The 12,896-nt window shown below is 60.2% G+C and carries 10 protein-coding genes; 8 read left to right on the top strand and 2 right to left on the bottom strand.

What is annotated here, in order from left to right; translation table 11 throughout:
- Positions 1-33 precede the first annotated feature (33 nt).
- Positions 34-1,338, bottom strand: a complete 1,305-nt coding sequence (locus C5L13_RS26945; protein WP_105386378.1) for a metal-dependent hydrolase family protein — start codon at positions 1,336-1,338, stop codon at positions 34-36.
- 334 nt (positions 1,339-1,672) lie between these two features.
- Between C5L13_RS26945 and C5L13_RS26940 the strand changes: the two genes are divergently transcribed.
- The 5 genes from C5L13_RS26940 to C5L13_RS26920 all read left to right on the top strand — a co-directional run bounded on the left by C5L13_RS26940 (position 1,673) and on the right by C5L13_RS26920 (position 8,082).
- A complete protein-coding gene (locus C5L13_RS26940; RefSeq protein WP_105386358.1) occupies positions 1,673-2,578 on the top strand; it encodes an NUDIX hydrolase in 906 nt (301 codons plus the stop codon).
- Between the two features lie 67 nt (positions 2,579-2,645).
- Complete coding sequence (gene nadA / locus C5L13_RS26935) at positions 2,646-3,617, top strand: quinolinate synthase NadA (protein WP_105386357.1); 972 nt, start codon at positions 2,646-2,648, stop codon at positions 3,615-3,617.
- Entirely contained in the window at positions 3,614-5,155 is a 1,542-nt protein-coding gene (locus C5L13_RS26930) for an L-aspartate oxidase (RefSeq protein WP_105386356.1), read from the top strand. Before nadA ends, C5L13_RS26930 begins: the two co-directional genes overlap by 4 nt.
- Before the next feature lies 1 nt (position 5,156).
- On the top strand, positions 5,157-6,011 hold the full coding sequence (gene nadC, locus C5L13_RS26925; RefSeq protein WP_105386355.1) for a carboxylating nicotinate-nucleotide diphosphorylase: 855 nt from the start codon (positions 5,157-5,159) through the stop codon (positions 6,009-6,011).
- Between the two features lie 256 nt (positions 6,012-6,267).
- Positions 6,268-8,082 (top strand): DEAD/DEAH box helicase, encoded by a 1,815-nt coding sequence (locus C5L13_RS26920; RefSeq protein WP_105386354.1) that lies wholly within the window; start codon positions 6,268-6,270, stop codon positions 8,080-8,082.
- A 388-nt stretch (positions 8,083-8,470) separates the two neighbouring features.
- Here C5L13_RS26920 and C5L13_RS28865 read toward each other — a convergent pair whose 3' ends face one another.
- Positions 8,471-8,818, bottom strand: coding sequence for a hypothetical protein (locus C5L13_RS28865; protein ID WP_158693540.1), 348 nt, complete (start codon positions 8,816-8,818; stop codon positions 8,471-8,473).
- On the opposite strand from C5L13_RS28865, the gene C5L13_RS26915 reads away from it, so the two are divergent.
- The 3 genes from C5L13_RS26915 to C5L13_RS26905 all read left to right on the top strand — a co-directional run bounded on the left by C5L13_RS26915 (position 8,796) and on the right by C5L13_RS26905 (position 12,755).
- Positions 8,796-9,971, top strand: a complete 1,176-nt coding sequence (locus C5L13_RS26915) for an ABC transporter substrate-binding protein (protein WP_105386353.1) — start codon at positions 8,796-8,798, stop codon at positions 9,969-9,971. The genes C5L13_RS28865 and C5L13_RS26915 overlap by 23 nt on opposite strands.
- A gap of 100 nt (positions 9,972-10,071) precedes the next feature.
- Entirely contained in the window at positions 10,072-11,283 is a 1,212-nt protein-coding gene (locus C5L13_RS26910) for a LysR family transcriptional regulator (protein WP_105386377.1), read from the top strand.
- Positions 11,284-11,576: 293 nt separating this feature from the next.
- Positions 11,577-12,755 (top strand): ABC transporter substrate-binding protein, encoded by a 1,179-nt coding sequence (locus tag C5L13_RS26905; protein ID WP_105386352.1) that lies wholly within the window; start codon positions 11,577-11,579, stop codon positions 12,753-12,755.
- Positions 12,756-12,896 lie beyond the last annotated feature (141 nt).

Here is a 12,896-nt window from a genome sequence, read left to right as displayed (position 1 = left end):
GCATCCGGAAGGACAGGCGGCTTTGTCAAATTCTCACTTGGCCAGCGTGTTTTTGTAGATCAGGCCGTCCTTCATGATGATTTTGAAATTGTTGCCGGGATCGGCGACCAGGTCCATATTCTCCAGCGGATTGCCTTCGACGAGCAGGAGGTCCGCGAGCGCGCCTTCCTCGACAACGCCGAGCTTTCCGGGATAGGGGTTGCGCTGGCCCGACAGTGCCAGCAGCTCGGCATTGGTCCCAGTTGCCATGACGAGCGCTTCGGCAGGCGTGTACCAACGCGTGAGCGACGCCAGAATTGCTCCCTGCTGCCGCGCCAGCGCACGGGAGAAGAGGACATCCGTGCCCCACGCCGTCTTGATCTTGTACTTCTTTGCCAGTTCGTATGTCCTGCCGATGCCCGGCCACACCTCCTCGGCTTTGGCGCGCTCGACCGAACCCTCCCTAAGGCCTGTCCTCATCAATTCGGGAAGCGGCTGCAAGCTCAGCCAAATGCCCTTTTCGGCGATCAGCCTGGCGGTGGCCTCGTCCATGAGGAAGCCGTGTTCGATGCACTTCACACCAGCCGCGATAGCCTTTCGGGTCGCATCCGTGGTGAAAGCGTGCGCGGCGACGTACGTGCCCCAATTCTCGGCAATTTCAACCGCGGCCCTTAGTTCCGCCTCGGTGAAGGTGGTGACGTCGAGCGGGCTGAAGGGCGAAGACACCCCGCCGCCCGCCGTCAGCTTGATCAGAACCGCCCCTTGCATGAGCTGCTCGCGGGCGCGCAAACGCACCTCGTCGGGGCTGTCTACGACCATGGCACCCCCGCTCGTCTCCATAGGGGTGAGCGGACCGCCGACCCTCCGCGGCAGGTCGGTGAACTGGCGGAAATCACCATGCCCGCTGGTCACTGTTATCATGGCACCGGACGGATAGATGCGCGGTCCGGGGATGATGCCCTGGTCTATCGCGCGCTTGAGGCCGAACGCCGGGCCGCCCACGTCTCGGACGGTGGTGAAGCCGCGCATCAGCGTGTCCGTCGCCTCCTCGCCGGCCAGGATACTGGCGAAGCTGACATCGCCCATTACCTCTGCCGGACTGGCCGCAGCCAACATCGCATGCCAGTGCGCATCGATCAGGCCCGGTATCAGCGTTCGCCCGTCACCGGCAATGCGCTCAGCGCCTTCGGCCTCGATGGGGCTTGTCGAAATCTCCGCGATCACGTTGCCTCGGACCAGCACATTCGACGGTTCCGATAGAGCAGCCCCTTTTCCGTCGAAGATGCGAACGTTTTCGAAAAGCACGTCATCGGCGTTCGCGGTGGCGCAAAGTCCGAGCAGGAGAGCTGCAGCAAACATTTCTCTGCCGGAGCGAAGCATCGTGAACACCGGGCGCGCGAGAAAGAACACCGCTGCGGTGAAGGAGACGACCCCCGCTATAAACTTGCCCCTTGCCAGTTCTTGCGATCCAAAGGAATTTTGACACATGACGATTATCCCGCTTTAGGAGGAGAGGTAGTCACGGCACAAGCACAAGTAGTTGTAGTTTACCAGCGGCGCCGATAAGCGTCCAGACTGGTCTTCTTTTGCAGTGAAGGACCGTGCTCGGGAATGCTGCGGTGCGTCGCGCTCTACCAATTCGTGCGCTGCTGGTTATAAAGACGGCCGGTACGCAATTGGAGATGTGACCCGCGTGACGGTCGGACTTGCCCATGCTGAACTCATAGCCGTGCTGACCGCCGTAACTCAGGGGGAGCCGAAAGTCATGACGGTGAGGCGAGGGGAAGCTCTGCCGTCTGGTCCGTTCGAGCTCGTACACAGAAGCCTGCAGTCCGGTCTCAGAGAATGGGTTCAGGACCAGACCGGCCATCCCGTCGGTTATCTGGAGCAGCTCTACACCTTTGCCGACCGCGACCGTACCCATGACAGCGCCAAGCGGCGCACAATTTCGATTAGCTATCTTGGTCTCGTCCGCGAGCAGGCGGCTCCGGGTGCAGGAAAGCCGGGCTGGCACGGCTGGTACGAATATTTCCCCTGGGAAGACCACAGAAGCGGCAGACCCGCGATCCTTTCCGGCATTTCCGACCAGCTGCAAGCCTGGGCGGATGTGGAATTGCCCCGTCGCGAGCATCGAAAACGCCGGGTCGAGTTTGCCTTTGGCCTCCACGATGCGGCGTGGAACGAGGATCTCACGCTGCAGCGCTACGAATTGATGTATGAAGCCGGGCTGGTCGCCGAGGCGGGGCACGCCCCACCTGATATTTCGGCCGGCCGGCCGATGTTCGCCGACCATCGCCGCATCCTTGCTACCGCCATTGCGCGTCTGCGGGCCAAAATCAAATACCGCCCCGTCGTCTTCGAGCTCATGCCCGAAAATTTCACGCTCCTGCAGTTGCAGCGCACTGTCGAAGCCCTTGCCGGCCTCACACTGCATAAGCCGAATTTCCGCCGACTGATCGATCAGCAGCAACTGATCGAGGAGACCGGTGAAGTCACCAGCGAAACCGGTGGCCGGCCGGCCAAACTCTTCCGCTATCGTCACGCTGTGCTGGAAGAACGCGCCCTGTCGGGCTCGAAACTTCCTCTCTCCCGCAATTGACATAAACTCGAATAGAGAATATCTCTCTCCTCTGGATATACTCAGCTAGAGTATAAGGAGAAAGCGCGTGCACCCTACGAATTCCGCATCCTCACTCTACGAGCGCGTCAGCCGCGTCATTCCAAAAGCCGAGTGGATGACCTTTGAGGAGGATATCGATGCGATCCTGGCTTTGAAGCGCTCCCGCAACGCCGTTATCCTCGCCCACAACTACCAGACGCCAGAAATTTTCCACGGCGTTGCCGATATCATCGGCGACAGTCTCGCCCTGGCTCGCAAGGCCGTTGAAGTGGACGCCGATGTCATCGTTCTCGCAGGCGTCCATTTCATGGCTGAGACAGCCAAGCTACTAAATCCAGAAAAGACGGTGCTGATTCCTGACTTGGAGGCAGGCTGTTCGTTGGCGGAGTCGATCACGCCGCAGGATGTTGCCTTGCTTAGGCAGGCTCATCCGGGTGTGCCTGTCATCACCTATGTCAACACGTCGGCTGCCGTAAAGGCTGCTTCCGACATCTGCTGCACGTCCGGCAATGCAAAGCAGGTCGTTGAATCGCTCGGTGTGCCAAAGGTGTTGATGATCCCCGACGAATACCTTGCGCAGAACGTCGCGCGGGAGACCAATGTCGAGATCGTAGCGTGGCACGGGCACTGCGAAGTTCACGAACTCTTCAGTGCGCAGGATGTACGCGACCTGCGAGAAGCTCATTCGGGGCTCATGGTACTGGCCCATCCGGAATGCCCGCCGGAAGTGGTGGCGGAGGCCGACTTTGCCGGCTCCACAGCCGTTATGTCGAATTATGTCGCCGAAAAGAAACCGGCCAGGGTGGTGCTGCTGACCGAATGCTCGATGAGCGACAATGTCGCGATACACCACCCGAATGTAGAGTTTATCCGTCCCTGCAATCTCTGCCCGCATATGAAGCGTATCACGCTTTCCAACATCCGCCGTGCGCTCGAGGAGAACCGGCACGAGGTTACCGTCGATCCGGCGATCGCAACTGCTGCCCGCCGCTCGGTCGAAAGGATGCTTGCGATATGATCGACGAGATCGGGCATCTTGCCGGCCGTGTCGCCGTCGTCGGAAGCGGAATGGCGGGGCTGATGGCGGCACTCACGCTGGCTCCGCAGCCCGTAGTTCTTTTGACCAGAGCCGGACTTGGCCAAGGCTCTTCGAGCGGCTGGGCGCAGGGCGGCATGGCGGCAAGTCTCGCAGATGACGACAGTGCCGATCTGCATCTTGCTGACACGCTTGCTGCGGGTGACGGTCTCTGCGACCCGGCAATTGCCGCTTCCATCCTCCGGCGTGCAGGGCTGGCCGTCGCGGCGCTGGAGCGCTACGGGGTGCGGTTTGATCAAGCTGAGGGCGACGGTTATGCGCTTGGGCTGGAGGCAGCCCACTGCCGCAGGCGAATATTGCACGTTGCAGGCGACGGTTCCGGGGCGGCGATCGTGAAGGCGCTGGTCGCAGCGGTCTTGAAAACGTCATCCATCACCATTCTCCCGCATACGGATGTGCGCCGCATCCTGAACGAGGATGGGGCGGTGGCTGGACTGCTTTGTGCGACCAGTCGTGGCCCGGCGGTTCTTCGGACATCGCGCGTCGTTCTGGCGACCGGCGGCCTCGGCGGCCTTTATGAGGCGACCACGAACCCGCTCGGCAATTTCGGTCAGGGCATCATGCTGGCAGCGCGGGCCGGTGCGGTGCTTTCCGACATGGAGTTCGTGCAGTTTCACCCGACTGCGCTTGATTCCTCGCGGCGGCCGCTTGGGCTAATCAGCGAGGCGGTGCGCGGCGAGGGGGCAATCCTGGTCAATGAACGGGGCAACCGTTTTCTTGCCGGGGAGCCGGGCGCCGAACTCGCGCCACGTGATGTCGTAGCGCGTGCCATCGGGATGGAGATCGCTCGCGGTGGCCGTGTTTTCCTGGATGCCCGCCGGGCAGCCGGAAGCCGCTTTGCCAGTCGTTTTCCAACAATCGCCGCCCTGTGCCGGGAGGCGGGTATCGACCCGTCGGGTGAACTTATTCCGGTTCGGCCAGCGGCCCACTACCACATGGGCGGCGTTGCAACAAATGCCAGCGGGCGGAGTTCGGTAGAAGGGCTTTGGGTCGTGGGAGAGGCCGCGTGCACCGGGCTCCATGGCGCCAACCGGCTGGCCAGCAACTCGCTGCTCGAAGCAGCCGTCATGGGTATGCAGGTTGCCCACGACGTTGCGAGCACGCCTGCAGCCGAGGTCGCAGCTATTGCGGCCGCCGTTTTGCCTGTGCCACCGGATCCATCCGCAATCCGGCCGATCGCGTCCCGTCATCTCGGCGTGCTGCGCAATGCCGGGTCCATCAATACCGCCATCGCCAGCCTGCTGCCTCTCGTGGAGAGCGAGGGGACAGCCGCTGATCCCGCAGTTGTCGCACTGCTCATCGGAGTTTTTGCAAGCTTGCGAGATGAATCACGTGGCGCGCACGCTCGCACCGATTTTCCGCTCAAGCTTCCCAACGCAACGCGGCGCAGGATGAGCCTTGCAGAAGCGCTACAGGTTGCTCGCTCCACGGTCTCCCAACCATTCGCCAGGATTGCCTGATATGAACCTTGCTGCACTCCCCCGCATCGTTATCGAACCTGCCGTCCGCGCAGCTCTCATGGAAGATCTTGGCCTTGCCGGTGACGTGACTTCGGCGGCTGTGATCCCTGAAGATCACCGCTCGACTGTCGTCATGGCTGCCCGCAAGCGCGGTGTCGTTGCCGGTCTCGACGCGGCTGAACTCGCATTCGCGCTGGTCGATCCGAAAATCTCGGTAACGCGCCATGTGCGGGATGGCGTCAGCATCCGGCCGGGCGAGGTCATCGCAACGATCGAAGGGCCGTCGCGCGGGATTCTTTCCGGCGAGCGCACGGCGCTGAATTTCCTCGGCCATCTTTCGGGTATTGCGACAGTGACCGCGCAGATCGTTGGCGCGATCGAAGGTACGAAGGCTGCCGTGGTGTGCACCCGCAAGACGACGCCCGGTTTGCGGGCTCTCGAAAAATACGCGGTTCGGGCGGGCGGTGGCATGAACCACCGGTTCGCCCTCCATGACGCCATGCTGATCAAGGATAATCATGTAGCTATTGCTGGGTCTGTTTCCGAGGCGATCCGGCGCGCGAAGTCCGCGGTGGGCCATATGGTGAAAATGGAAGTCGAAGTCGATACGCTCGACCAGCTTAGGGAGGCAATGGAAGCCGGGGTGGACGCGGTGCTGCTGGACAATATGACGCCGGTCCTGTTGCGTGAGGCGGTGGCTATCGTCGCCGGGCGGGCGATCACCGAAGCTTCCGGCGGCATCACGCCTGAAACGGCTGCAGCCGTTGCGGCATCCGGCGTTGATCTGCTCTCGTTGGGATGGATCACCCACAGCGCGCCGACGCTCGATATCGGGCTGGACTTCGTTCAGATATGAAAACGCAATGGCTGCGTGATTGCAAAGGCGGTTGGGTCGGGGCAGTTCCAGGTACGCCTGTCGGCCATTGTTTTGAAGCGGACGACACCGGTATTTTCCCAAAAAAGTTCGGTGGAGTTCCAAATTGACGCAACGGCTCGATGGCGTGCTAGAAGTAGCTCTTTGACATTGGTTGCCTGCCCGAGTAGAGGGGCTTAAAGTTTAGCCGCGTCTTTGCGGCGTCGGCGCATGCGCCTTAGATCCGAAAGTTAATTTAATGTCCGATCACCACGGCGCCGTTCCGGCGATTGCGAAGGCGTTGTCGAACCGGGGCTATTCAACGCTCACCCCTGTACAGCAGGCTATGCTCGATCCTGCGCTTGTCGCCTCCGATGCGCTGGTCTCGGCGCAAACGGGATCGGGTAAAACCGTGGCCTTCGGCATTGCCATGGCGCCGACCTTGCTTGCCGAACAAGAGCGCTTTGGGCAGGCAGCCAATCCGCTGGCGCTCGTCATAGCGCCGACCCGCGAGCTTGCCATGCAGGTGAAACGTGAGCTGGAGTGGCTCTACGAGATGACCGGTGCGGTGATCGCCAGCTGCGTCGGAGGCATGGACATCCGCAACGAACGGCGTGCGCTCGAACGCGGAGCCCATATCGTCGTTGGCACGCCGGGGCGAATTTGCGACCACATACGCCGCAATGCGCTCGACCTCTCCGACCTGAAGGTCGCGGTCCTGGACGAGGCGGACGAGATGCTCGATCTCGGGTTCCGCGAAGATCTGGAATTCATCCTGGAGTCGGCGCCGGACGATCGCCGCACATTGATGTTCTCGGCCACCGTCTCGTCCGGCATCGCCAAACTCGCGAAACGCTACCAGAGGAACGCCGTTCGCATTTCGACGACCACCGAGGAAAAGCAGCACGCGGATATCGAATACCGCGCACTGGCCGTCGCGCCTTCCGACCGCGAGAACGCGATCATCAACGTTCTGCGCTACTACGATGCGACCAACGCCATCGTGTTCTGCTCGACCCGCGCGGCGGTCAATCATCTCACCGCTCGCTTCAACAACCGCAATTTTGACGTGGTGGCCCTTTCCGGGGAGCTGACGCAGAATGAGCGTACTCATGCGTTGCAGGCCATGCGCGACGGCCGTGCGCGCGTCTGCATCGCGACCGACGTTGCTGCGCGTGGCATCGATCTCCCCGGTCTCGACTTGGTGATCCACGCGGACTTGCCAACCAATTCCGAAACGCTGCTTCACCGAAGTGGTCGCACGGGCCGCGCGGGCCGAAAGGGTATCAGTGCGCTGATCGTGCCGGTCAATGCCCGCCGCAAGGCCGAACGACTGCTTGCCGGGGCCGAGATCACGCCGACCTGGGCGCGTCCGCCGTCGGCCGAAGAGGTGATCGCGCGCGACCAGGAGCGCCTCCTGGCCGATCCGATCTTCAATGAGCCACCACGTGAGGAAGAGCAGGAACTGGTCGCCCGATTGGTGTCCACTTACAGTGCGGAAAAGCTTGCAGCCGCCTTCGTCAATTTCTACCGCGCCAAGCAGTCAGCGCCGGAAGACCTTCTCGAGATTTCGGTTCAGCAGGGAGCGGCGCGCAAGCCGCGCGACGGCGGCCAAGGTTCTGAATTTCCCAGCACCCCCCGCACGCCGCGCGGAGAATTCGGCCCAGCCGTCTGGTTTTCGCTGTCGGTGGGCCGCAAGCAGAATGCCGAGCCGCGCTGGCTCATCCCGATGCTCTGCCGCAACGGCAATCTGACCAAGGGTGAAATCGGCGCCATAAAAATGCAGGCGGAGGAAACCTTCGTCGAGATCGCAGCCGACCATGCGGACAGGTTTATGCAGTCGATTGGCAAGAGCAAGACGCTGGAACGCGGCGTCAGGGTCGTGAAACTGCCCGGGGTCCCGGATTTCGATCGCTCTTCCGGCTCACAACCCAAGTCGAAGAAGACGTTTGCCGAGGGTCCCAAGTCTGACTTTCAGCAAAGGGGCAAACCGAGCAAGAAGTCAGCGGATCGTCCCGGCTCCGCCCGGCCATTCAAGAAGAACAAACCAAAATCAAACAGGCGTGGAGAATAGCCCCGGATCGCAAGGCATTTTTGCATACGGATCGGATAGACCTTCTGTGAGTTTAACAGCCTCACTGTTACCCTGACGAAATCCGACGGATGGGGATAAACCCGTACATCACGTACATGATGATCGCGGCAGCTCAGCCGCTTCCTCCAAGCGGCGCGTGTTGGAGGCGGCGATGGGCCCTAGCGATCTTATAACTGAAGGTGTCGATTGTCAGCAGCAGGTTAGTTGCCGTGAGCATTTCCTTCCGTTGCCCCTCGCCAGCTGGAAGGATTATCGGATGTTCCCGTGTTGGATTGCCATTGCGCAAAGCATTCGTCCAAAGGTCAATATTGACACCTGATGTATACAGACTTAAGTCTCTGAAAGAAAATGGTGGCGGAGGGAAACGTCACTTGTAATCGCCACGGGCGATCGAGTCGTTCTTACTGAGGTGATTTTTTGTGACGGGTTCTGGTAAGGAAAGCGAAGCGTAGTGGAATTGCGGCGCGTTTTCGAGCGGTCGCAGGTTATGGCAACGTGTATACACCGTTTTGTGTTTGGAGGAAAAGAATGCGGGTGCTGTAGAGTGGTTGTCGGCGGCATTCATTCCCTTGCTTGATTGGCTTGCCATGTCCGCGCCATCTGTAGCGGGGTTAAATCGACGACGGGCGCTCTTGAGGAGGATGCCGCCCAAATAAAGTTTCGGAATGGTTCGTCTTAGGAGGAGGAAGAAGATGATTACCAGAAGAACACTCATGACTGTTGCAGGCTTCGCGTTCAGCGCGGTGGTGGCGCTACCGGCGACCGCCCAGGAGGTGGTCAAGATCGGCCTCGTCCTGCCGATGACCGGGCCTTTCGCGTCCACCGGCCGCCAGGTCGAGGCGGGTGTAAAGGCTTACATTGCACTCAACGGCGAGTCCGTGGCGGGCAAGAAGATCGAGGTCGTGCTGCGCGACGACGCCGGGGTTGCCGACCAGACCCGCCGCATTGCTCAGGAACTCGTAGTCAACGACGGGGTCAAGCTGTTGATGGGCTTCGGTTTGACGCCGCTTGCTATGTCGGTTGCACCGGTCCTCAACCAAGCGAAGGTCCCCGCGATCATTACGTCGGCCACGACATCGGCGATCATGCCGCAATCGCAGTATTTCGTCCGCACCTCGATGGCCGGTCCGCAATCGGCGGTTCCGGTCGCCACCTGGGCGGTGCAGAACAACTTAAAGCGCGTCGTGACGCTGGTCTCCGACTACGGTCCGGGCATCGATATCGAGAAGGGGTTCACCAACCAGTTCAAAAAGGATGGTGGCACGATCGTGGAAGCCGTGCGAGTTCCGCTCGCCAACCCCGATTTCGCACCGTTCCTGCAGCGTGTCCGTGACTCCAAGCCGGATGCGGTCTTTGTTTTTGTCCCGTCGGGTGTCGGTTCGCTTTTCATGAAGCAATTCGTCGAACGTGGTCTGGCAGAAGCGGGGATCAAGTTGATCGGCACCGGTGACATCACCGACGACGACCTGCTGAATGGCATCGGGCCGGCCGCAAAGGGCGTGATTACGGGCCATTTCTACTCCGCACTGCATGACAGCCCGGAAAACAAGGCCTTCGTCGAGCAGATGAAGAAGGCCAACAAGGGGATGCGACCGAACTTCATGTCGGTTGGTGGCTACGATGCCATGCATCTGGCTTATGAAAGCCTCAAGAAAACAAATGGCGCCACTGATGGGGCGAAGCTCGTCGACGTCATGAAGGGCATGTCCTGGACGAGCCCGCGAGGCCCGATCACGATCGATCCGGACACCCGCGATATTGTGCAGGACATCTACATGCGCGAAGTCAAGGAAGTGAACGGCGAACTCTACAACGTCGAGTTTGCTACCTATCCGAAGATCAAGGATCCCAATGCGGCGGCCAAATAATGCTGCTCGATCGGATGGCGGATCAGCCGCCATCCGATCGATGAGGGAGGATGCGCCGCTCCTTGAGCCTGCACGGCAGTTCCCGTACAAAACGGGCACCATGATTTCTTCGCCCATCCCACCTGAATCAAAGATTCAGCAGCACAGCCTGCGGCATCTCAGGGCGTTTCTCGCAGTCATCGATACCGGCTCCATCACCCGGGCCGCGGAACTCTGTTTCGTATCGCAGCCTGCCGTTACGCAGGCCCTTTCGAAGATTGAAAAGACGGCGGGGCTGATGCTGTTTTCCCGTACGCCTCAGCGTATTTTCGCCAATTCGGCCGGCCAAATCCTCGCCAGGCGTGTCGAGCGTGCCTTTGGCTATCTGGACCCTGCGCTATCGGAGCTTTCACCAAGACTGCTGATAACAGCGACGACCTCCCAGCTCAAAGCCTTGATCGCGGTGAGGGAAACGGAGAATTTCACACTGGCTGCACGGCAATTAGGGCTGAGCCAGCCCGCCGTATATCGCGCCGTAAGTCAGCTTGAAGACGTGGCGGCTCGTCCCCTTTTCGAGCGAACGCCCTACGGTCTTGTCGCGACACGGCCTGCGCAAGGGCTCGCGCAGGCCGCCCGGCTCGCCTTCCTGGAACTGGAGCAAGCCGATGCCGATCTTGCCGAACTAACCACCGCCGAGATCGGACGGATCGTTGTCGGGGCCACGCCACTGGCAAAATCCTACCTGCTGCCGAAAGCGATCGCGAGCTTCCGAAGGTTTCGCCCCAATCTGCCGATCCACATACAGGAAGGCCCCTACGGCGATCTTTTGGCGGCCCTTCGCCGCGGCGATATCGATTTCCTACTTGGAGCCCTGCGAGATCCCCCGCCCATCGGCGACGTGGAACAGAAGGTTCTGTTTCACGATACGATCGTACTCGTTTCAGGCTGCCATCATCCACTTGCCGGCCGGCGCGAGATTTCAATCGAAGACCTCACGAGCTTTCCCTGGGTCGTAGCCCAGAAGGGAACGCCGATCAGACGCTATTTCGACCAGATTTTTTCTGACGCCAAAGGTGGAGCGCCGAAGAATATCGTCGAAACGGGATCACTTATCCTGATGCGTGAACTTTTGGACACCTGCGAATATCTGGGCTGCACGTCCAGACTTCAGGCCGAGGCGGAGATCGCGCGGGGACTCATGCAAGCACTGCCGTTTGACATGAGCAAGACGTCTCGTCCGATCGGCGTGACGTTGCGCAAAGACTGGCTGCCAACGGCCGCTCAGAAAACTTTTCTGGAACTTTTGCCGACGCCGCCGGAAAGGCGCCTATAACGAAAACTTATGCGCGGGCAAATGATCTGATTAACGAGGGACGAAACGCGGGCTTAAGATGGCTTGAAGAAATTCGCGATGATGCCGAGCTGACCCAACGAGCGGTGATCGCTCGATCGGGTTGCTAAAGCAGTGAAAGTGAAGATAGTAGGACATCAAATTATCCTGCGGTGACACCGCCAAGCAGTCAGGGAATAAGGCGCGAGAACCGCAGGTTTTACTCACTGGTTCGCCTTTATCTGTCGAAATGGCGCCGGCGCGGAATGTGCGTATTCAAGAGGAGGAGGGAAGGTATGCTCAACAGAAGAACTTTGCTGGCGGTCGCAAGCGCGGCGCTTGGTTGCTTGACGCAATTTCCGGCATCTGCGCAGGAAGTGGTCAAAATTGGCCTTATCCTGCCGATGACCGGTCCGTTTGCATCGACAGGAAGACAGGTTTCAGCCGGCGCCAAGACGTTCATCGAAACCCATGGCGATACCGTCGCGGGCAAGAAGATTGAGTTGGTAATCCGCGATGACGCTGGCGTCGCCGACCAGACCCGCAGAATTGCCCAGGAACTGGTCGTCAACGACGGCGCCAAAGTGCTTGCCGGTTTCGGCCTGACGCCGCTTGCCATGTCCGTTGCGCCCGTCGCCACCCAGGCGAAGGTGCCGACAGTGGTGATGGCCGCCGGCACGGCCTCGATCACCAAGGCGTCGGAATACATCACTCGCACCTCGGGCACCTTGCCGCAATATTCCCTTCCCGTCGGAACCTGGGCGGCTGAAAACGGCATTAAGAAGGTCGTGACACTCGTATCCGACTACGGTCCTGGCATCGACGCGGAAAAGTGGTTCACCAAGGAGTTCAAATCCAAGGGTGGCGAAGTCGTCGAAGCGGTGCGGATCCCGTTGCAGAACCCGGACTTTGCACCCTTCCTGCAACGGGTGCGTGACGCAAAGCCTGACGCAGTCTTCGTTTTCCTGCCATCCGGTGTCGGCTCGCTGTTCATGAAGCAATTTGCAGATCGCGGATTGGCCGAGGCTGGCATCAAGCTGATTGCCACCGGTGACGTCACCGACGACGACATCCTCAATAGCATGGGCAAGCCGGCGGTCGGCACGATCACCGGGCACTTCTACGCCACCGCGCATGATAGCCCGGAAAACAAGGCCTATGTCGAAGCCTTCAAGAAGGCGAACAACAACATGCGGCCGAACTTCATGTCGGTCGGCGGTTATGACGGCATGGCGCTGATTTATGCTGCGCTGGAAAAGACCAAGGGCGATGCCACCGGCCCGGCTTTCATGGCGGCCGTCAAGGGTCTCTCCTGGACGAGCCCACGCGGTCCTGTCTCGATCGATCCCGATACCCGCGACATCATCCAGAATATCTACATGCGGGAAGTCAAGGACGTGAACGGCGAGCTGCAAAACGTCGAATTCAAGACGTTTGCGGCGCTTAAGGATCCGGAAAAGGCAGAAGCGAAATAAGTGCGGGCTTGAGCGGCAGGTGGCGGAAGTGGATCCGCTGCTTCTTCCTCCTGCTGCAAAAGCCTGTCATCCTCGATCACGACTGTGGCTCCAGGGATAAGGGCCATGGTCGGTCGCGCTAAATCCTGCGACCATATGCTT

It is taken from the genome of Neorhizobium alkalisoli (genome assembly GCF_002968635.1).
Taxonomy (GTDB): domain Bacteria; phylum Pseudomonadota; class Alphaproteobacteria; order Rhizobiales; family Rhizobiaceae; genus Neorhizobium; species Neorhizobium alkalisoli.
This window is presented reverse-complemented; position numbering and strand designations above follow the sequence as displayed.